The organism is Mesorhizobium sp. YC-39 (assembly GCF_025753795.1).
Classification (GTDB): Bacteria; Pseudomonadota; Alphaproteobacteria; order Rhizobiales; family Rhizobiaceae; genus Mesorhizobium.
In genome coordinates, this window is record NZ_JAOWPS010000002.1 from 312,874 (window position 1) to 332,894 (window position 20,021).

The window sequence follows — 20,021 nt, forward strand, 5'->3', positions numbered from 1 at the left end:
AGCGCCCATGACGCGTTGGCTGCTGCGGATATTCAGCGTCATCGCGTTGGCCGGTTTCGCGGCAACCATCTGGTTTGCCGGGCCATTGATCCGCTTTGCCGACACCCGCCCGCTTGGTCCTGTCTGGCTGCGTGGCGCGATCATAGGCGTCACCCTGGCGATCGCGGCGCTCTTCTACGGCTTCCGTTTCTGGCAAATGCGAAAGGCGCAGAAAGCGCTCGAAGCGGCAATCGTCCGCAACGACGACAGGGATGGCGACTCGCAGGTGCTCGAGGCGCGCATGAACGAGGCCATTGCGACGCTGAAGCGGTCGAGCGGCAAGCGCAACTTCCTCTATGCGATCCCCTGGTACATCATCATCGGACCGCCCGGCGCAGGCAAGACGACGGCGCTGGTCAATTCGGGCCTGAAATTTCCGCTTGCCGGGTCGGGTGACGCCCAGCCGGTGGCCGGTATCGGCGGCACACGGTCCTGCGACTGGTGGTTCACCGACGAGGCGGTGCTGATCGACACCGCCGGACGCTACACGACGCAGGATTCGCACGCGCCGAGCGACAAGAAGAGCTGGCTCGCCTTTCTAGCGCTGCTCAAGAAATACCGTACCAGGCAACCGATAAACGGCGTCATCCTGGCCATCAGCCTTGCCGATCTCATCGGCCTCGATGATCAGCAGTTGGACGCCCATATCGTCGAAATACGCAGTCGCCTGCGAGAAATCCACGAGACGCTGAAAATCCAGTTCCCGGTCTACCTGCTTTTCACCAAGGCCGACCTTGTTTCCGGGTTCATGGACTATTTCGGCGGGTTCGACGAGCAGCGCCGACGCAAGGTATGGGGCGCGACATTCCAGACCACGGATCGCAACAAGAACATGGTCGGCGAGGCTCCGGCCGAGTTCGAGGCGCTGGCAAAACGGCTAGCGGAGGAGATACCCGACCGGCTGCAGGAGGAGGCTGATCCTGTCGCGCGCATATCCATCTTTGGCTTTCCGGCACAATTTGGCGCGCTGAAAGGTCGGATTACCACTTTCGTCGCCAGCCTGTTCGATCCGGCCCGCAGCCAGGTGAATGTCAGCCTGCGTGGACTATATTTTTCGTCAGGCACGCAAGAAGGGACACCGATTGACCAGGTGCTGGGCGCAATCGGCCGCAGTTTCGGCAGTATTTCCAGGGAGCATCTGTCCGGCACCGGCAAAAGCTTCTTTTTGCACGACTTTCTCACCCGCGTCATTTTTGCGGAGGCCGGGTGGGTTTCATACGACAAATCGGCTGAAAGGCGTGCGGCGATCGCCAGATATAGCGGCCTTGGCATAATAGCGTTGATCGCTGCAGCGGCTCTGGGCACCTTGGCCCTGAGCTTTACGGCCAACAGGTCGCTGATCGCCTCTACAACGCAAGCTGTAAGCCAGTATCGCCAGACGGCAGCCCCATTGCTCAAAAGCACAACGGTCACCGATGTCGATCTCGAAAACGTCATTGGCCCGCTCGACCAACTGCGCAATCTGCCGGCAGGGTTCGAAACCGGCGACTTGCCGACACCGGTCGAGGAGACGTTCGGCCTCAGTCAGCGCGAAAGACTTCTTTCGGCATCCAAAACGGCATACCGGCAAGCCTTGGAGCGAACATTCCGCGCGAGGCTGTTGATTCAGGCCGAGCGGACGATCCAGGCCAAGATGGCTGACCCCGCCGCTCTCTATGAACCGTTGAAAATCTATCTGATGCTTGGCGGCAAGGCGCCGAAGGTCGACGACGCGTTGATCGTTTCCTGGATGAGGCAGGATTGGGAGCAAAACCGGTATCCGGGCGAAAACAACCGCGAGGGACGGGCGCAGCTCGAAAAGCATCTGCGCGCCATGCTTACACTGGACGACGCCTATGACCCGGTTTTCGAACTTAACCGGCCGCTTGTCGAATCCGCCCAGCGCTCGCTCGGACGCATGAGCCTTGCCGATCGCGCCAACGCATTGATCAAGTCAGCTGTATACGCGGCAGCGCTGGCCGATTTTTCTGTTTCCGCGAAAGGTGGCCCGGAAGCGCCGTTGCTGTTCGAGCGTATCGACGGCAGCGATCTGTCTGATGTTCGTGTTCCCGGTATCTACACCTATGCCGGCTTCAACGACTTTTACCTTGGTCAACTCTCGAGCGTCGCGCAGATGCTGGTCGACGACCAATGGGTACTCGGCGGTGGCGGCGAGCAAGGCGGCATCGATCAGGAACTGCTCAAGCTCGGCCCAGAACTTCTCGATCGCTACGGGAAGGAGTTCGCCGCGGCGTGGAACGCCGTTCTCGATGAATTGAGGTTCAAAGCGATGCTGAAAGACAAGCCGCACTATATCGCGCTTTCCGCCGCTGCGTCACCAACCTCGCCGATCGACCAGCTTTTTACGGCGATAGCCGACGAGACAGCCTTGACGCGGGAAGCTGGACGCAGCGGAGCCTCCGATGCCGAACCAGAATCCGGCGCGGTTCCGCAGAAGGCTGCAGATATCGCCAAGGGCTTGGCCCGCATCGGCATTCAGATTGCTACAGGCAAATCGCAAAGCCGCGCCGGCGCGGGATCCGCTGACCTGCAAAGCCAGCATCCCGGGGGAAAAATCGAAGCGCAGTTCAGATCATTCCAGACGCTGGTGAACGGTTCTGCCGGACGCCGCCCGATCGATGCATTGACCCAGAATTTCCGTGACATCTACCAGAGCCTGCAACTGGCGGCCGACGTTCCTTTGCAGACGGAACGCGTCAACACGAATCTGCAGCTGCAGATATCCACCCTTCGCGCCAATGCCTCGCGTCTGCCCAAACAGCTCTCACGCATGGTCAACGCCACGGCCGACGAGTTTGAGGGCAACGTCGCCGAAACCTCGGTAGCGAATCTGAACCAGATGCTCGACCAGACGGTGACACGCGCCTGCGAAGAGGCGGTCAACGGACATTATCCTTTCGCCGGCAATGGCACTGACGACATTGCGATGGCGGATTTCGCGAAACTGTTCGCTCCAGGCGGGCTGATGGACCGGTTCTTCGCACAAAATCTCGCATCGCTGATCGACATGACAGGCCAGGACTGGAGTTGGAAACAGGATGCGCGGTTCGGGCGCGACCTCGCGAAATCGACCTTGAAAGACTTCCAGCTGGCTGCGGAAATCCGCAACGCCTTCTTTCCCTCGGGTGGTTCTGTGCCGTCGGTGAGCGTCACCTTTACGCCGTTTTCACTGCATGGCGATGCCGATGTGGCGATACTCGACGTCGATGGCCAGATCGTCCAAAGCAATCAGGCGGGCAATGCGCCAAGCACGGTGACCTGGCCGAGCGGCACGGCTTCCGCGTCCGCCAGCCTGAGCCTCATGCCGGAAATGCCAGGCCGTGAGTCCGCCATCAAGTTCGACGGTCCGTGGGCACTGAAGCGACTGCTGGACAAGGCGGCCATCACCAGCACCAGCGGCAACACGGAAGCCCGCTTCGTGATCGGCGGACGCGACGTCGCCTACACGATCCAGACCGGTTCGGACCCCAACCCGTTCCTCCTTCCTGCGCTTTCCGGGTTCAGCTGCCCAAAGGCGTTCTGAGATGACCTTCCAAAGGCAACAGGCGCTCAGACTTGATTTCGATACTCTAATATTCGCGCCTGTGGCAAACTGGCGCGAGCATGTGCTGGAAAATGCGCCGCAGAGGACGCTTGCTAAGCGCTTGGTGGCAAATTGAACAATGTCGCCCTTCCCTTTGAAAGCTTCGGCGTTAGCCACAGAGGCTGTGTCCGCGAGCTCAATGAAGACAGCTATCTGGTCGAGCCGGAAACTGGCCTGTGGGTGGTGGCCGACGGAATGGGTGGACATGATGCCGGAGAAGTCGCTTCAGCCAGCATCGTCGATCATCTGGCAACGATCGGCATCGCAAGTTCCGCACCGGATCTTCGCGCGCGCTTCGAGGACCGATTGAGCCGGGCCAATGCCGAGATCCGCAGGATATCGGAGTCTCGCGGCATAACCATAGGCTCCACCGTCGCCGCCCTGCTGGCGATGAATGGGCGGTTTGCATGCCTGTGGGCGGGCGACAGCCGGGTCTATCTGATCCGCAACGCCTCGATCTCGCAAATTTCGAAGGACCATACCGAAGTTCAGGAACTTCTCGACAGGGGCATGATCAGCGCGGCCGAAGCGCTCACCTGGCCGCGCCGCAATGTCATTACGCATGCAGTTGGGGTCAGCGACGAGATCGTCATCGATTTCCAGCAAGGCGAAATCATGCCCGGGGACATTTTCGTGTTGAGCACCGATGGGCTGACGGCGCACGTCACCGACGCCGAGATCGAGGCGGCAGCGGTGTCCGCTACACCTCAGGCGGCGTGCGAGAACCTGCTGCAAACGGTGCTGGCGCGCGGCGGAACTGACAATGTCACGATCGTGCTGGTGAAGATCGGCGACGGGAGCAACGGATCCCGTCCTGATCTACCCGCGGAGGTTTGAGGCTGATGAGCGCCGACGACAAGACGCGAATATCGCCTGGCCTGACCAACACCGCCGTCGGCACGCAACTCAGCGGCATCTACGAACTTGACGAGCGGATCGCGTTCGGTGGCATGGGTGAGGTCTACCGTGGCCACAACATCCAGACCGGCGACCACGTCGCGATCAAGATTGTCCTGCCAGAGTTCGCCCGTGACCAGACGATCCTGTCGCTGTTCCGCAAGGAAGCCTCGATCCTCAATCACCTGTCGCACGACGCGGTCGTCAGATATCACGTCTTCACGATCGATCCCGGGATCGGCCGGCCCTACCTTGCCATGGAATTCGTCGACGGTGAATCGCTGTTCGACGTCATGCGACGTGGACCGATGCGGACGGAAGACGTGCGCAAGCTCTGCCACCGCCTCGCATCCGGTCTGAGCGCCGTGCACCAGGCGGGAGCAATACACCGCGACCTCTCCCCGGATAACATCATCCTGCCAGGAGGCCGGGTCGACCGTGCAAAAATCATCGACTTCGGCATCGCACGATCGGCCACCGTCGGCGGGGAGACCCTGATCGGCGGAAAGTTCGCGGGAAAGTACAACTACGTTTCTCCCGAACAGCTCGGACTGTATGGCGGCGACGTCAGCGAGCAGTCCGACATCTACAGCCTGGGATTGGTGCTGGTCGCTGCACTGCGCGGAAAACCGATCGACATGGGCGGCTCCCAGTTCGAGATCGTGGAGAAGCGCCGAACCGTGCCGGACCTGTCCGACATCGATGCCGATTTTCGCGACATTGTCGAAGCCATGCTGCAACCGGACCCGCAAGATCGGCCGATCAACATGGCGGACATCGCCAGGCTGACGCGCGATGACAGCGAGGAGACAACGCCGCCAACGTCCATCACACCGCGCGAGCGGAGCGGTCTGCCGCGAACCCGGGGGACCACCGCGCCTGGTTCCAAAGCCCAGGGGCCTGGCTTGCCAACTGCACAGGGCTTGGGCGAGCAGCGCTTCGTCCCGCATGTCCGGCCGGCGCATCTATCCGAACCGCGGCCTTCGGCGGTCGCCCGTCCTGCGCGCGCGGTCACGCCTGATGCACCCGGAAAGTCTGCAAAGACCCGAACCATCGCCATCGCTGCCTTGGCGGCGTTGGCTGTGGCGTCCGGTGCAGGCATCTATCTGAGCGGCTTGATGACGCCTTCCACGCCGGTCGCCGGCGATACATCGCTTTTGGCACCAGAAGCATCAAAGCCGGCCCCAGCGGACAGCGCTGCGAATCCGCCGGATGATGAGCCGGCAAAGGCAGCTCCGCCTAAGCAGCCACAAACAGAGGCCACTGCGCCACCAGTTGAAGATCGGGCAGATGCCGCGGCGGATCAAATGCCGGAGCCGACACAGCCCGCCGAAGTCCCCTCACCAACCGAGAAAACCCCTGAGCAGCCGGTAGCCGAGACGCCGTCGCCAGCTGAAAATCAGGCAGAGGCTAAGGCGAAGGCTGAAGCCGAAGCGGAAGCGAAGGCCAGAGCGGATGCACTGGCGAGGGCTGAAGCCGCGGCCAATGCCAAGGCCGAGTCGGCGAAAGCCGAAGAGGAGGAACGCCGAAAGGCGCAAGAGGCGATGCGGATCGTTTCGGAGGAAAAAGCAAGGCTCGACGCCGAACGCAGGGCCGCGGCGGCGCAGGCGGTGGAGCGCTTGCCTCAGCAGTCAACCGGAAAAGCCTCGACGCCGCCAGCGGTCCAGCCCGATGTCATGGAGAGCCGCCAGAAGCCCGAGGAACCAATCAGCCAGCCGGCAGAGCCTAAGGCAGCGCAGGGGCCGGAACCCGCTGCAAACCAGACGGAAGCCGCGAACGCACCAGCACAGCAGGCCAAGCCGCCGGACGACGCCACCGTCGCCTTGAATGTGCCCAGACCGGAAGTTCCGCCGGCCCGTCCCGTCGATGCGATGGCGCGACGGGTCTCCTGGGTGCGCGACTTCAGCGGTGGCGACTGTTTCTATGCGGCGTTGACGTCGGCAACCGACAAGGCTGCCGCGATAGAGGGATTTGGAATGGAGGTCCCGCCATTCGAGCGAATGATGTACGATTTCCAGGCAAGGTTCCATGTCGAGCCGGACATCAGCGTCCGCCTCATTGAACCAGCCCAATGCGAAGTCACCAACTTTCTGCGCTTTCTGGACCGGACAGCGGCCGACAAGCCACAGCTTGTCCTCGATCGAACGTCGGTGCCGAGCGGTTCGCCGATCAGCGGCACGCTGGTGACGCATGGCGGCCTCATTTCCAGCGTGCTGCTGATCGACCACAAGGGTATGGCATTCAACCTCGACGATCGCATCGTGGTGCAATCGGACAAGGCCACTTTCAGCATCCCGACCGGTCTCGGCGCTGCCGACAAGGCGGCCGGCAAGCCCGTGCCGGAGATTATAATGGTCATCACAGGTCGACAGGATATTCAGGCTGCGGCGTTCTCCGAGCCAACGCCAGCCTCGGTGCTGCTGCCCAAAATTGTCGAGGAAATCGAGACCAGCGGATCTGACTTCTCCGCAACTGCACAGTACTTCCGGCTCGGCGGGTAGCATGGACGCCCATGGACCTCCGCCGCTCGCGTTTTTCCTCCCTGCCCGCTGTCCCGCCCAAGAAGCGGCATGACTTGGTTCGAGCCCTCAAACTTGCGGTCATGTCGGGTGCGGCGCTGTTGGCTCTCCTCTCGACGAACGAAGCGCGTGCCGAATTCACCGTCTGCAACCAGACACTCGACGTGGTCAATCTCGCCGTTGGCCAGAAGGTCGACAATGCGGACCAGACCGACGGCTGGTGGACCATCGGCGCAAATCAATGCGTAAACGTCATCCGCGAGGAACTGACGAACCGCTATATCTACATCTATGCGACGGACGTTTTTGGTCACGCGATCCTGACCGGGTCGACCGAAATGTGCATCGACCGGCGGCGTTTCTCGATACGCGGCATTGATGAATGCTGGCAGCGCGGCCGTATCGCCGCACGATTTCTCGAAGTCGATACGCTCGAACAGGTGCGGTGGACCTTTTTCCTGACCGGAAGCAATCCGTGACGCACAGTATCGATACGAGCTTCAGGCTGAAGAAGCAGGCGCGCGCTGCCCTTCGCAGACGCAGGCTGTGGCGCAGGCTGCTTGCCGGTCTTGCCGTGATTGTCCTGCTGTCGATCGCCGCCGGCTTTTACCTCACCGCGGACTATTGGTCGTTCGGCGATGAAGACGAGGAGTTGCAGGCGGTCGAAGGAACGGACGATGTGCCGGCCGATGCATCGGTCTACGTGCCTGCCATTATCGACCTCGCGGGGGATCCGATGTGGATCACCCTTGCGCCCGACGCCGGCGCCGCAACGAAAGGTAAAGTGATCCCGCGCCCGGCAGAACTCGATCAGGCCGGAGTTTCTCCCCAGATCGAAATTCTGTCTGACGTGATGCTTAGCGCCAGCGAAAAATTCATGACGACGATCCCGTCCACGCAAGAAGATTTCGCCTTCTTCCAGGCACAGCGACAGACCGCGGCGGCACCATCCAGCGATCTGCAAGACGATCTTCAGCCACCCGTTCCAGGCGAGGCCCCGGTTGCTTCTGGCCCGCAGGCGGGCGCCGATGATCCCGAAGCAGGCTGGGGCGAAACAATCGCTGCCGGCGAGGCAGCCCTTCCCGCATTCCAGAAGACGCAGATCGAAAACAACACAAGCGTTACAATTGTCACGAGCGAATATCAGCGATTCTCGGCTACCGAAGACACGTTCGTAAAGATTCTCAACGACCGCAGCTTGGACAGCGTTGCACTGGATGCGCATTTCTCCGCCGAGGATGCCAAGCTGGCGGGCGAAGCCCTGAAGGCGCTTTTCAGTCGGGAAAGCCTTGAGCCTGGATATGTCGTCGCCATGCGCGGATACCGGCCGGCGCGCGAGACGACAACCATGTCCCTCATGCAGGTTTCTATCTACGCCAAGAACGTATTTGTCGGCACGCTGACGCGCAATGCCGCTGGTGCGTTTGTGTCGGGGGTTGATCCCTGGGTTCGTGAAGATCTGTTCAACTACTCGGGCGCACAGGCGGAAGGCACGCACAAGAGGCAATACCGACTGCTCGACGCAATCTATTCGACGGCGGCACGCAACAAAGTTCCGACCGGCGTGATCGGCGAAGCAATCATGTATCTCTCGAGGGGACAGGATCTGGATGCCTTCGCCAGCGAAGACCAGCGTCTGGTCCTGATCTATTCGCAAAGGCCGCGGGGTAAGGAAGAGACTGCCGGACGGGTGCTGTATGTGGGCATCCAGGGTAGCGAAAAGAGCCTCGATTGTTTCGTCTTTCAACAGAGCGACGGCCAGTTTGCATGCGTTAGCGGCGACGATCAGGTTCGCTCGCTAACGGTCACCAACGGCATGGTCACGCCGGTCAACGGGGTCATGACGTCCACCTTCGGCCCACGCAAGCACCCGATCCTCGGGACCGTTCGCATCCACAAGGGTGTGGATTGGGCGGCACCTCTGGGTACGCCTATCGCAGCCGCCTTCGACGGCGAAATCGTTTTTCAAGGCGATGGAGGGGGTTACGGCAATCTGGTGAAGATTTCGCACGTAAACGGCCGCGAGACGCGCTATGCGCATATGCAGAAGTTCGCGATCAAGGACGGTGTCGGCACGAAGGTGAAGGCAGGCGATATCATTGGCTATATCGGCACCACCGGCCTTTCGACCGGACCGCACCTGCATTTCGAGCTCTATCAGAGCGGCCAAGCGATCGATCCGCTGGGCACCGTTACCACAATCGCCACGGACGATTCCGCTGTCGAAACGCTGACCGACCGTATCGTTCATGTCGAAAGTGGTGGCAGCGCCCGCGCCAAGAACCCCAATTCTTCAGCGACCGGCGCCGGTCAGTTCATAACAAAGACCTGGATCAGGATGATGAATACATACCGCCCCGAACTTGCGCGGACACTGTCAACCGCCGACCTGCTCGCTCTGCGCTACGACGCCACGATCTCGCGCGAGATGGTGAGCAATCTGGCGCGCGAAGGCGAAGCCTATCTTCGGGCGCGCGGCCACCAGATCACTGCTGGCAGGCTCTATCTCTGTCATTTCCTGGGGATGGAAGGCGCGCATCAAGTGTTGTCGGCGCAAGGTTCGGCGCAATTGAGCGCCGTGCTCGGGTCTGCCGTCATTCAAGCCAACCCGTTTCTCACCGGCAAGACCGCCAGCTATGTCGTGGGCTGGGCCGAACGGAAAATGGGTCGGAAGCTGAGCCCGCCGGCGACCGGTGCCGGCCAGCAGACAACGACGACGACGGAAGTCCGCCAGACATCGCCGGAGTTCGAAAAGTACAAGCAGGCAATCACGGCCCTCATAAGCTCGATTCAGAATACCCTTTGAGCCTGCTTCTCGCGGGCGTGCGAGTTTCGCCGTCAGACCATTGGTGGCGCCAAGTATCACTATAGCTAATTTTTTCGGGCCTTTTGTGAACCAGAACTGTGGTCGAGATCACATACGCCCAAGAGCCATTTTGGCAGAAGCGACTATGTCGCTGATGAAATTTAGCATGCGCAGACATCAATAGCGCGCGCCGTTGGGGCGGAGGGCTGATCCATGAAGGCATTTGCTGTCTTTCTGAGCGGGTTTATCCTGTTTGTCATCGCCTCGCTTGGCGCCGAGGCCGCCGCGCCTGATACCAAACGCGTGGCGCTGGTCATCGGCAACAGCAAATACGTCCATGCCGTTGCCTTGCCCAATCCCGCCAACGATGCGCACCTCATCGCATCCACCTTGCGCAATGCCGGCTTCCAGGTGATCGAGGGGGTCGATCAAGACAATGCAGGCATGCACAGCCTCATCAGTCGGTTTACCGAGCAATCCTACGACGCCGATCTCGCCGTTATCTTTTATGCCGGGCACGGCATGCAGGTCGACGGCAAGAATTTCCTGATTCCGGTCGACGCCGAGTTGACATCGCCCGCTTATCTCAAGACCCGCACCATTCAGATCGACGATTTCATGGCAGCGCTGCCGCCCGAGCCGGCGGTTGGCGTCATTATCCTCGATGCCTGCCGTGACAATCCGCTGGCAAGGACTCTGGCGGCCTCGATGCCGAAGAGCCGTTCCACCTCGTTCGGCGCCGGTCTGGCGCCGGTTGAAGCAAAATCGGACGGCGTTGGAACCGGCGGCATTCTGATTGCCTATGCAACGGATCCGGGCGCCATCGCTTTCGACGGCAACGGCGTCAACAGTCCTTATTCCACGGCGCTCGCCAGGCACCTGACTGAGCCCGGCGTTGAAATCCAGAGCGCGTTGACGCGTGTGCGCGGCCAGGTGACCGAAACGACACAGGGCCGCCAGCGACCCTGGCACAACGCATCGCTAGGGCGCGAGGTCTTCATGGGGCAATCCGTTGCGGAAGCGGTGCCTGCCGTAAAACCTGTCGCCGACACATCCGGCGCCTCGGCGACCGCGATCCCTGCCCCCATAACCAGCGAACCTCCTTCCTGGGAGGTCGAGCAGCGTCTGTGGGATGAAGCTTCGAAGCGCAATTCCGTTCCGTTCTACGAGGCCTATCTCGACCAGTTTCCAAACGGCCGCTTCGCCACGGTGGCACGGCTGAACATCGACCAGCTGAACGAACCGAAAGCCGAAAACCGGCAGGTCGCAGCGGTCGATGAGGACGAGGCGAACGCCAGTTCCGGCTCAGCCGTTCGCACCTCGGTTGGCGTTTCAGACGAGATGAAGCAGGCTCCGGGCACCGAGTTAACTGAAAGCGCGATCGGTCTCGATCGCGAGGGCCGCATCGATCTGCAGTTACGCATCGAAGCCCTGGGCAATGAACTCGGCCGTATCGACGGAAACATCGGTCTGAAGACCCGCCAGGCGATCGGCGTCTGGCAAGCGAAGAATGGGCTACCGCAGACCAATTTCTTGACACGCGAGCAACTGGCGTTCCTGGCGATCCAGACTGATCCAATGATGGCTACGGTGCGCGCCAGATATGCTGCCGATCAGGCTCGTGCGGCGCAGCCGAAAAAACAGGTGCAGAAGGCCCGCACACAAAAGCCGGTGGTACAGAAAGCTCGGACACAAAAGCCGGTGGCGGCACACAAGCCCCGCAAACAACAGCAGGTCGTGCAGAAAAAGCGCTACCGTGAGGTGGTTCGGCGGGATGCCCCTCCGCCGCGGGACAACAACGACTTCCTGACCAAGGCGCTGATTTTCGGCACCGGCGTGGCGGTGGGTGGCGTGCTCAACAACAACTGACAAGCCCCTGCCTCAAGCTCGCTTGACGCCTGAGCCAAGGCTTTGGCGCACCCGGTCCAGCTACTCGGTGCTTATTCGCATTTCCACCCGGCGGTTGACCGGACTGTAGGGGTCGGGGTTGCGTGGATGCGTTTCGCCCAGGCCGATCGCTTTGATGCGGGCAGCGTCGACGCCGTTGGACTCCAGGAAGGCGGTCACCGATTGTGCTCTTCGTTGCGACAGTCCTTCATTGTAGCGAGCCGAACCGGATGCATCAGTGTAACCTTCAACAACGAAGTTGATAGCGCTCAGCCTGCTGTCTTTCAGCGCCTTGGCGAACTCGCCGAGTTCAGCGCGCGCAGTGGCGTCGAGCTCCGCAGAATCCAGGCCGAAATTGATCAGCATATCGAGGCTGGTTTTTTCGGCAGGCGCCGCCTCCTTCTTCTTGCTCTTGCACTCGTCTTCGGTACCGACACAAACCCCACGTTGCGGGCCGAGTTCGCCCGCTCCGGCAAAAAACTTCACGATGTCTTCCGATTTTTGAAGTGGATCGGCGGAAGCATGTGTCGAAAAAAGCGCGACCGCCAACACAAAGGCTGAACCCCACAACTGCACAACGGTTACTCCTGTTTTGAGCATCCGATTTCGCCAGCCCGGACTATACCAAATTCCGAAGCAATTGTCTGTCACAAACGTTGAGCATATCAGCGATGAACGGTGGTTGTCACCTTGCCATGGAACTGAGGCTTGACCGGCGCCCCGTCCAGGGCTTCAGTGCCGTTGTTCCCTAAGTGAAAGCGTGGCGGCCATGGCCAATGAGCTTCGATTCAAAACGGCACGGGATCTTTTCATGGCCTGCCCCGCTATTGCCGGGGACATGGTAGCGCCTCCAACCGAACAGCCTTCAATCGAGTTTTGCCGTGCCCTCCTTGCCGGACGGGTGCCCGAGGAGGCGATCACCTTCTGTGCCTATCTCCTTCCCGAGCGGGCCGCGGTCTGGTGGGCCCATGAGTGCCTGACCCACCTGACCGATCTGCTCGACAGCGGGGATCAGGAGTTGCTCGCGCTTGTTCACGACTGGGTCAGCCAACCGGATAATCCTCACCATAACGAAGAGGTGAGCAGGGTTGCGGCAATGCCGCCAACAACGCCGGCTGAATGGATTGCCCTGGCTGCAGGACGGCGCGGCAACGGTACGGCTACGGACATGGCTGCGGCATCGCACTTGCAATCATTTCCTGCCGCCCATGCAGTCAATGCGGGAGTTCTGGCCGGACTGGCGCGTGTTGCATTAGCGGACCGCTTCTCGGTTCTTTCCGCGTTTGTCGAAATGGGCATCCAGATGGCAGAGATCGAAGCGCTGCACCAATCAGCGGATGCGTACTAGACCGCGGTCTGAATCCCGATTGCTTGCGCTACACTTGCAGCCGTCTTGGGGGCCATTTGGCCAACGCCACCGCCGACCCTCGTGGTGTTACGCAGCTTTCGTGGAAAGCGAAACGGAAGTCAGCTCAGCTGCGCCGAGATAGGGCCGCTATCGAGCGCCCATCACCAACCGCCTCCCCCTCCCCCGCCACTGCCACCCAAGGGAGCGATGACAGGTGGTGGAGGCTCTTCCGCAACCGGCTCGACCACAACCGGCTCGACCACTTTTTTCTTGACCCGTTTGGGAGCGGCCTTGACGACCTTCTGCTCAACAGGTGCCCTGCGCACGACCTTCTGCTCGACAGGTACCCTGCGAACGACCTTCGGCTGCGACGTTTCCACCAGCGGCGTCGGTTCGGGTGGCATCAAATACGTGCAGCCTGTGAGCGCCGCAAGGACGCCGGAGAGAGTTGTTCCTATAATCGCCTGCTTCGATACTCTGCCCACCATTGCCTCCTTGTTGATCAGAACAAATCCCGGCGCGGATTGGCTTGCTCCCAGACCGCCCTGGCCGCCTTGACCAGTTGCGTGTCGATAGAACCGCTTGACGGAATCTTCGACTTGAGTTCCCCACGCAGTTGCTTCAACGCTGCCGTTTTCGCCTTCGTTCCGAACTTGGCCAGCGTCGTCTGGGCGTCCGGCAACTCGTTGCGAAGATCGAGCGCGACTGTGAATGCCAGGAACCGCACGGCAACGGCCTGGTCGGCCTGGTCGCCCTTCAGCATCTCGAGGGCCGCGCGATCATATGCGCCGGATTGATCGCCACGCGTGGTCGCCAACTCGAACAGGCGTTGTGCTTCATCAAGGTTCTGCTGCACGCCAAGGCCGTCTCGATACATGCGCCCAAGGCTGGCTGGAGCGTAGGGCTGGCCAAGATCAATGGCCTTCTGGAATAGCGCCAGAGCCGCCTTCGGATCCTTGTCGACACCTTTGCCGCTGAGGTAGTTGCGACCGAGCAGGTTCATCGAATACATATCTTGCCGCTCGACACCGGCTTTCAGGAAAGCAACGGCGCGGGCCGGATCGGCGGGCACACCATTGCGACCCTCGGTGAAGATCGCGGCCAGATCGTTCATAGCATAGGTATGGCCCATCGCCGCTCCCTTCAGCAGCAGGTCCAGCCCCTTGGCCGTGTCGCGCTGAGCGCCGAGACCGTTGAACAAGGCGCGACCCCATGCCGTCATGCCATAGGGATCGCCTTTGTCAGATGCCACTGCGTAGAAGTCGTTTGCCTTCTTGGGGTCGACGTCCATCCCTATTCCGGACGAGGCGATATAGCCAAGTTCGAACACTGCACGGACATGCCCCCTGTCGGCGGCTGCCTGTATGGCCTTCTTCGCCTGTTCGACCTTGCCGGCTGCAAGCAGCGCGCGCCCCAGTTCGTAGCGGAAGCGGGCGACATCGGGATACGCCTTGACCGCAGCCTCGCAGAGCTTCATCGCGTCGGCGCCGATTTCATTTGGCAGCAGGCCGGGGACGACGCCTTGCAGGTCGAGGGGCTCGCCGGCCGCCGAGTCGCATGGATCGACGGTGGGCGACAATTTCATCGTGGCGGGCTGGGATGCGGCGCTACCCGCCCGAATTTCGAAGGCGACCTCGACCGTTTCGCCGGCCCCGATCTGGGGCTCATAGCGCAACCGGTCGACCTCATCGGCCATCAGGCTCGAGTCGGGCGCCAGGATTCGATCCGGCAGGGAGAGTGTTCCCGTTGCCGGGTAGCTCGCAACTTTCAGGCTGACCGCGGGGTCCTGTGTCGGGAAATTCAGCTTCAGCGGAATCGGGCCGACGCCGACCGGAATGTCGATCTCCCGGTTTTCGATCGCCTCGGCGGCGCCGGTGATGTGGATGCCCCGCTCCAGCACCTGCTGCTTCTGCTCGGCCTCGAGCGAGGCCATCACCTGTTCGCCCTGGGGTCCTTCGCCGCTCTTGATCCGGAACACCAGCATGCCCCTGGCTTCGCCGCCCCAATTGTCGCGTGCGGCATAGGCCAGCATATCCATTTCTTCGGTCTCGCCCATTCCCTTGGGGACATCCATCTGCAAACGCGGCAGGTCCTTGCCCTGGATCTGTTCTCCCGCCTCGACGACCTTGCCGTCCAGCATCAGGCGGCCGAGCGTGGGCGGTCTTTCGATGCTGACGGTGACTGTCCCGCCGTCGATCTCGACCGGTTCGGGGAGATCCAGATTGATGGGCCCGGCCCCCGACAGCACGACCTTCTCCAGCACCGGCGGCAGCGATGGGCGGCTGCTGCGACGCATCAGAACGACGTCGTCGATCAGCGAAGAGTTCTCCCAGGGAACCTGCAAGCCCTTTGTCGCCTCAACCACATCCCGGCGCACGGCCGACATGACGGTGCGTATCTCCTGGTTGGGGGCCAGCGCGCGACGAGCAAACGCTGATGAAAAAGGACTGAGGTCGCCGGCGCCGTCATAGGCAACCGCACCGGGTTCGGTGGCAAACGCGATCAGCGTGTTCAGCGAGCTTTTTACTTGTGCAAGGCCGGTACCGCTCGCGACAACAAGCTGGTCCCTTAGCCAATAATCCTTGCGCGGGAATGGATTGTTGCGGCAGGCATCGAGAATGATCACCTGGATTTTCGACTTCGAACGCATCTGCTGCAGCACGTCGTTCAGCTTGATCGCCTGGACCTCGATGTCGGCCGCCTGTTTCAACGAGGCGTCTACCGGGATGAGGAAATTTTCGCCACCGATCTGAAAGCCATGGCCGGAATAGTAGACGACTGCGATATCGGCGCCGTCCACGGCGGCCAGATAGTCGCGGAACTGGGATTCGAACTGCAGCTTGGTGAGATTGCTCGCAACGAACACCTCGAAACCAGCCTGCCGAAACGTATCGGATACGTCCACAACATCCTTGGCCGGGTTCTTAAGGGCGGAGATTTCCCGGTAGTCGGAGTTGCCGATGACAAAGGCAACCCTTCGTTCGAGCGCGGACGCGTCGAAGGCCGCAAGGCTTGCGAGGATGAAGGCTACAACGAAGCCGCAACGTCGGAGCATGGCAAATCCCTTAACCGCCGTTACCTCATGACCACAAGAACACAACTTGCGATATCAAGGTCCGTTAGAGAGCATGCAACCTGCCGAGACATGACCCGGGAGAAAAGCCGCCACGACAGCGGACAAGCCCTCACCTGATCAATTGCTAAATTACATCAGAGGTGGGGTGTCTGCAATGTATGTCACACAGGCTCGCCATCCGGCTACTCGAACCCCGTGGTTGCGTTGGGGCCGGCGGCTGGAACGATGTTATGGTTAATAAACGGCGCTGTCGGATGGGTCCCACGAAACTTCCGCCAAAGGTCGAATCTCACCTTCCAGATTGCCGCCTCTGGGCGCACACCGACCCGAGGGGCGGGCTGTTCGTTGGGCCGCGAGGCGACGCCTTATCTCGATCTCGATCGGCGAAGAGTTCCGAGGGACCGCACAGCATCGGAGAGGGGTAAAATCCTTTGAGGCGGGGGCTTAACGCCCCCTACCCGCTCGTGTCATCTGCGACCGTCATTCCGAACAGGATGGCCGCCTATCTCAACAACCCTGTCCCACTGTTTCGCGCAGCCATCGGCAAGAAAGACGGTCATCCGCATGTTGCGCAGCAAGGTGCGCTCCGGCTTGGGATTGTCGGCGGCTAGGCTTGGGCCTTCCTGCGCCCAACGGAGCAGCCACACGGCCGCGTGGGCTATGTTTTCCGAAACCACCAGATCGGGGATATCGGCGGCGTGGCGGCCTACCACCTCACGCAACTGATGCAACGCGATCTCGCGCGGCCCACGGCGCGGCTCAATCTGCATGATTGCATGCGCGATCTCAAGAATGCGGGGCGCGAGCGAGCGGGCGAAGGCTTCGCCGTCGAACGGATCGAGCCCACGCGCCGCCGCAATGCGGCGCGCTGCGAGCAATCCCCAACTTATGCGGTGCGTGGTCATTTGGTCTGTCCTCCTGCTGCCAGCCCATCGGGAGTTGTGCAGCATCATTCATCTTAGCGATCTGGAAGACTGCTTCCGTGAAGGCGATCACGCTGGCCAAATTGGCATGCGCCCAAGGTTACATGTCGTTGAGGGACATTCTCAGGTGAGGCTCTGGCAAGGCCCCCTGCCTGTCGCTGCGTCCTCGCCTCATGCCGCCCGATCGGCAGCATGACGCGTCGCGTCACCCAGGACCGGTGAAGGCGCTTTGGATCAATCTCCGCGCATTGTTAACGCCTAGATAATCCAATCGTTAAACGCATAGGCATGGATGTAGTCGATCTGCATTTCTGCGGGTGTCGCAAGCTGGTCGGCGGGCGCGCCCGCGAGGCCACCAACCCCCATATTCACCAGCATATACATCGGCTCATGCATGTCGGCAGGGGTTTCGGCACGAGCGACTTCGACGTCGTCGAAATACCAGACGAGTTCGTCTTCTGTCCAAAGCACGCCGTACGTGTGAAACCCTTCGGTATCCGAGGCGTAGGCCGTCGAGCCCACAGTCGTATGAGTTCCCGTCGCGTTCGAGTGGCCTGTCAAAATGAGCTTGTTTGGATCCTGACCGAACATCTCCACGACGTCCAGTTCCGGTGGCCAGGAGCCATCCTCCGGGAGAAGCCAGAAGGCCGGCCATACACCTTGTTTTTCGGGCATGTCGGCCCGAATTTCGAAATAGCCGTAGGTCTGCGCGAAGGATTCGTAGGTCGTCAGCAAACCTGACGTGTATTGGTAATTATTTATATAGGGTCGGATCGCCTCAGGAGCCTGGGCGGCGGCAATCGTGAGAACACCGTCCTCAACGCTGAATGGGTTGACGGAACTCGTCGGGGCGTAGTTGGTATCGATGTACCATTGAAGATCGTTGTTGCTCGTGAGCGTGCTGCCGTTCGCGCCCCCCCACCAGTAGTTCGAATCCCAGGTGCCGCTCGAGCCGTTCCACAGGTCCAGCGTGTCGAACTCGTCCGAAAAGGTGAGTTCCAGAGCCGACCTGTCCACGGCCAGCTTGAACTGGCTTGCGGTGAAGTCGCCGATGGTCTTGTTGGCGAAGATGAGAAACTCGTCGTCGGACAGATTAAGTTGGACGTTCGCCCCCGACTGGACCATGTTGGCGTGCACATCCTCGAAGGAGGTGAAGCCGTAGCCCCCGACGCGCACGGTATCCTGGGCGCCAAAGTCCAGGATCAGGTCACTGCCGTTGCCGGGGGTCACGACGAAAATGTCCGCCCCGGATCCACCCTTGAGAACGTCATCGCCCTGTAAGCCGTCGAGCGTCTGTTGGCCGGAGCCGCCGGTAACGATATTGTCTAGCGCGTTTCCAAAAGCATAGCGTTTGTCGCCCGTGACCGTCAGGTTCTCGAAATTCGCCGGAAGCTTATAGCTCATCCAGGTCGAGATGGTGTCGACACCCTCGTTGGGCAGCTCGACCGCCTTGTTTTTCGAGGAATACAGATAATAAATATCATCGCCCTTGCCGCCATACATTGTGACGGTGACGCTACCGTCGCCGTACATCGAGTCGTTGTATGTGCTGCCATAAAGTGTTGGGCCGGAATTCGTTGCCGAATACCACTTTACGGAGGATCCGCTGTAGGGGAGTGGAACAGCTTTGGCGTTTGGTACGGTGGCCATTCTGGTCTTGCTCCTTTGTCTCGGGCACAATGCCAGCCCTAGCATCTATGCAGGGCAAGAGAAGCCAATGCTTTTTTGGGTCTTCGACTTGAGAGAGTTACCAAGAGCTTAACACGCAGGCGGTCTGGAGCGCCCTCATTGCCTCGAATGCATTAAGGTTGGGCTGTCAGCACTTTTTTTGGGCACGAGTCCGGTGAAATCGGCACATGTCGGCCACGCAGATCCCCAATAGAAAAAGGCCGGACTGTTAAGTCCGGCCAAGCATGAAGGTTTAAAACCTCCAGAGGGGAACGCATCAGATGCAATGGGAGGAGACATCCGACGCAACCCCTATATGGGTCAGCACATGTGACGTTTCAACGACGGCACGGTAGGCCACATCGGCCCGCTCCATAGAGCCACCTGCGCCGATTGAAACAGTCCCGGCCCGTGTTTCAGTTTTAGCGTGACAGCGCTGGGAGAATGGTTTAACTGGACTACTTAACAGTCCAGTTGTCGGTGGCCATGATGCCGGTTCCCCTTTCTCCCCTGCATGAAGCGATCCATAAGCAGACCGCGAAAGAGATGATCCGCGACAAGATCGTGTCGCTGATTGCGTCTGGCATCCTGCAGGTTGGAGACGAGCTGCCAAGCGAGCGCGAACTGGCCTCGATGCTGATGGTCAGTCGCGAAACGGTGCGCGGTGCCGTCCAGAGGCTCGCGGGCGAAGGCATCGTCCAGGTCTCGCAAGGCGCCCGCACCCGCATCGCCAACGTCAATGTCGATGTCGGCGGGCAGCGGATCGGCGTCACCAATCCGACCTCCATCAACGGCTACAGTCTCGACGCCGTGCACGCGGCCCGGCTGCTGGTCGAAACCGCTGTCGTCGCCGACGCGGCCAAGCACCTCAGCGCCGAGGACATCAAGCGCCTTGAGGAATCGATCCTGGTGCAGGAACAGGCCTGCAACGATCCGGTGCGCTTCCTGATTTGCGACCGCGAGTTTCACCTGACCATCTACTATGCGTCGCAGAACCGGCTCCTGGCGGACTTCGTGGTCGACCTCTACACCTACATGCTCGACCACCGCCGCATCGCAATGGGCAAGCCGGGCGCGATCGAGAAGAGTCTTGAGGATCACCGTTTCATCGTCAGGGCCTTGAAGATGCGAAACCCGGAGGCGGTAGCGGCGGCGTTCTCGGAACACATTCTGCGCATCCACGACACCAGCCTGGAGGTCGACGCCGATGGCGCCGGGCTCAAACCTGCTCGGCCAGCGCTCTGGACCAGCGTCTTGGGGCAATGAAAAGGAGCC

The 20,021-nt window shown here is 60.7% G+C and carries 13 protein-coding genes; 8 read left to right on the top strand and 5 right to left on the bottom strand.

Going from position 1 to position 20,021, the window contains the following annotated elements; genetic code table 11:
• Positions 1-7 precede the first annotated feature (7 nt).
• The 6 genes from tssM to OHD62_RS11005 all read left to right on the top strand — a co-directional run bounded on the left by tssM (position 8) and on the right by OHD62_RS11005 (position 11,713).
• The gene (tssM, locus tag OHD62_RS10980; RefSeq protein WP_263782714.1) at positions 8-3,562 is read left to right on the top strand and encodes a type VI secretion system membrane subunit TssM; all 3,555 of its coding nucleotides are present in this window, start codon (positions 8-10) and stop codon (positions 3,560-3,562) included.
• A 132-nt stretch (positions 3,563-3,694) separates the two neighbouring features.
• Positions 3,695-4,459 carry a PP2C family protein-serine/threonine phosphatase gene (locus OHD62_RS10985; RefSeq protein WP_263782715.1) on the top strand — a complete coding sequence of 255 codons (765 nt, stop codon included), beginning with the start codon at positions 3,695-3,697 and terminating at the stop codon, positions 4,457-4,459.
• A gap of 5 nt (positions 4,460-4,464) precedes the next feature.
• Positions 4,465-7,020 (top strand): serine/threonine-protein kinase, encoded by a 2,556-nt coding sequence (locus OHD62_RS10990; RefSeq protein WP_263782716.1) that lies wholly within the window; start codon positions 4,465-4,467, stop codon positions 7,018-7,020.
• A gap of 11 nt (positions 7,021-7,031) precedes the next feature.
• Positions 7,032-7,517, top strand: coding sequence for a DUF1036 domain-containing protein (locus OHD62_RS10995; RefSeq protein WP_412177366.1), 486 nt, complete (start codon positions 7,032-7,034; stop codon positions 7,515-7,517).
• Positions 7,514-9,844: a M23 family metallopeptidase gene (locus tag OHD62_RS11000; protein ID WP_263783851.1), complete on the top strand. Its 2,331-nt coding sequence runs from the start codon at positions 7,514-7,516 to the stop codon at positions 9,842-9,844. The genes OHD62_RS10995 and OHD62_RS11000 overlap by 4 nt, the downstream gene beginning before the upstream one ends.
• Before the next feature lie 213 nt (positions 9,845-10,057).
• Positions 10,058-11,713 carry a caspase family protein gene (locus OHD62_RS11005; RefSeq protein WP_263782717.1) on the top strand — a complete coding sequence of 552 codons (1,656 nt, stop codon included), beginning with the start codon at positions 10,058-10,060 and terminating at the stop codon, positions 11,711-11,713.
• A 60-nt stretch (positions 11,714-11,773) separates the two neighbouring features.
• Here the strand turns inward: OHD62_RS11005 and OHD62_RS11010 are convergent, their stop codons facing one another.
• On the bottom strand, positions 11,774-12,331 hold the full coding sequence (locus tag OHD62_RS11010; RefSeq protein ID WP_412177367.1) for an OmpA family protein: 558 nt from the start codon (positions 12,329-12,331) through the stop codon (positions 11,774-11,776).
• Positions 12,332-12,500: 169 nt separating this feature from the next.
• On the opposite strand from OHD62_RS11010, the gene OHD62_RS11015 reads away from it, so the two are divergent.
• Positions 12,501-13,079: a DUF6931 family protein gene (locus tag OHD62_RS11015; RefSeq protein WP_263782718.1), complete on the top strand. Its 579-nt coding sequence runs from the start codon at positions 12,501-12,503 to the stop codon at positions 13,077-13,079.
• Positions 13,080-13,240: 161 nt separating this feature from the next.
• Here OHD62_RS11015 and OHD62_RS11020 read toward each other — a convergent pair whose 3' ends face one another.
• The 4 genes from OHD62_RS11020 to OHD62_RS11035 all read right to left on the bottom strand — a co-directional run bounded on the left by OHD62_RS11020 (position 13,241) and on the right by OHD62_RS11035 (position 18,728).
• Entirely contained in the window at positions 13,241-13,567 is a 327-nt protein-coding gene (locus tag OHD62_RS11020; protein WP_263782719.1) for a hypothetical protein, read from the bottom strand.
• A 14-nt stretch (positions 13,568-13,581) separates the two neighbouring features.
• Positions 13,582-16,134 carry a caspase family protein gene (locus tag OHD62_RS11025; protein ID WP_263782720.1) on the bottom strand — a complete coding sequence of 851 codons (2,553 nt, stop codon included), beginning with the start codon at positions 16,132-16,134 and terminating at the stop codon, positions 13,582-13,584.
• 488 nt (positions 16,135-16,622) lie between these two features.
• A complete protein-coding gene (locus OHD62_RS11030) occupies positions 16,623-17,060 on the bottom strand; it encodes a hypothetical protein (protein ID WP_263782721.1) in 438 nt (145 codons plus the stop codon).
• 276 nt (positions 17,061-17,336) lie between these two features.
• Positions 17,337-18,728 carry a family 16 glycosylhydrolase gene (locus OHD62_RS11035; RefSeq protein WP_263782722.1) on the bottom strand — a complete coding sequence of 464 codons (1,392 nt, stop codon included), beginning with the start codon at positions 18,726-18,728 and terminating at the stop codon, positions 17,337-17,339.
• A 504-nt stretch (positions 18,729-19,232) separates the two neighbouring features.
• Here OHD62_RS11035 and OHD62_RS11040 point away from each other — a divergent pair.
• Positions 19,233-20,012, top strand: coding sequence for a FadR/GntR family transcriptional regulator (locus tag OHD62_RS11040; protein ID WP_412177368.1), 780 nt, complete (start codon positions 19,233-19,235; stop codon positions 20,010-20,012).
• Positions 20,013-20,021: the final 9 nt, after the last annotated feature.

Excerpts from the sequence above, each read along its gene's own strand:
- tssM (WP_263782714.1), top strand. The coding sequence starts at position 8 with ATGACGCGTTGGCTGCTGCGGATATTCAGCGTCATCGCGTTGGCCGGT.
- OHD62_RS10990 (WP_263782716.1), top strand. The coding sequence starts at position 4,465 with ATGAGCGCCGACGACAAGACGCGAATATCGCCTGGCCTGACCAACACC.
- OHD62_RS10995 (WP_412177366.1), top strand. The coding sequence starts at position 7,032 with ATGGACCTCCGCCGCTCGCGTTTTTCCTCCCTGCCCGCTGTCCCGCCC.
- OHD62_RS11005 (WP_263782717.1), top strand. The coding sequence starts at position 10,058 with ATGAAGGCATTTGCTGTCTTTCTGAGCGGGTTTATCCTGTTTGTCATC.
- OHD62_RS11010 (WP_412177367.1), bottom strand. The coding sequence starts at position 12,331 with ATGCTCAAAACAGGAGTAACCGTTGTGCAGTTGTGGGGTTCAGCCTTT.
- OHD62_RS11015 (WP_263782718.1), top strand. The coding sequence starts at position 12,501 with ATGGCCAATGAGCTTCGATTCAAAACGGCACGGGATCTTTTCATGGCC.
- OHD62_RS11020 (WP_263782719.1), bottom strand. The coding sequence starts at position 13,567 with ATGGTGGGCAGAGTATCGAAGCAGGCGATTATAGGAACAACTCTCTCC.
- OHD62_RS11025 (WP_263782720.1), bottom strand. The coding sequence starts at position 16,134 with ATGCTCCGACGTTGCGGCTTCGTTGTAGCCTTCATCCTCGCAAGCCTT.
- OHD62_RS11030 (WP_263782721.1), bottom strand. The coding sequence starts at position 17,060 with ATGACCACGCACCGCATAAGTTGGGGATTGCTCGCAGCGCGCCGCATT.
- OHD62_RS11035 (WP_263782722.1), bottom strand. The coding sequence starts at position 18,728 with ATGGCCACCGTACCAAACGCCAAAGCTGTTCCACTCCCCTACAGCGGA.
- OHD62_RS11040 (WP_412177368.1), top strand. The coding sequence starts at position 19,233 with ATGATGCCGGTTCCCCTTTCTCCCCTGCATGAAGCGATCCATAAGCAG.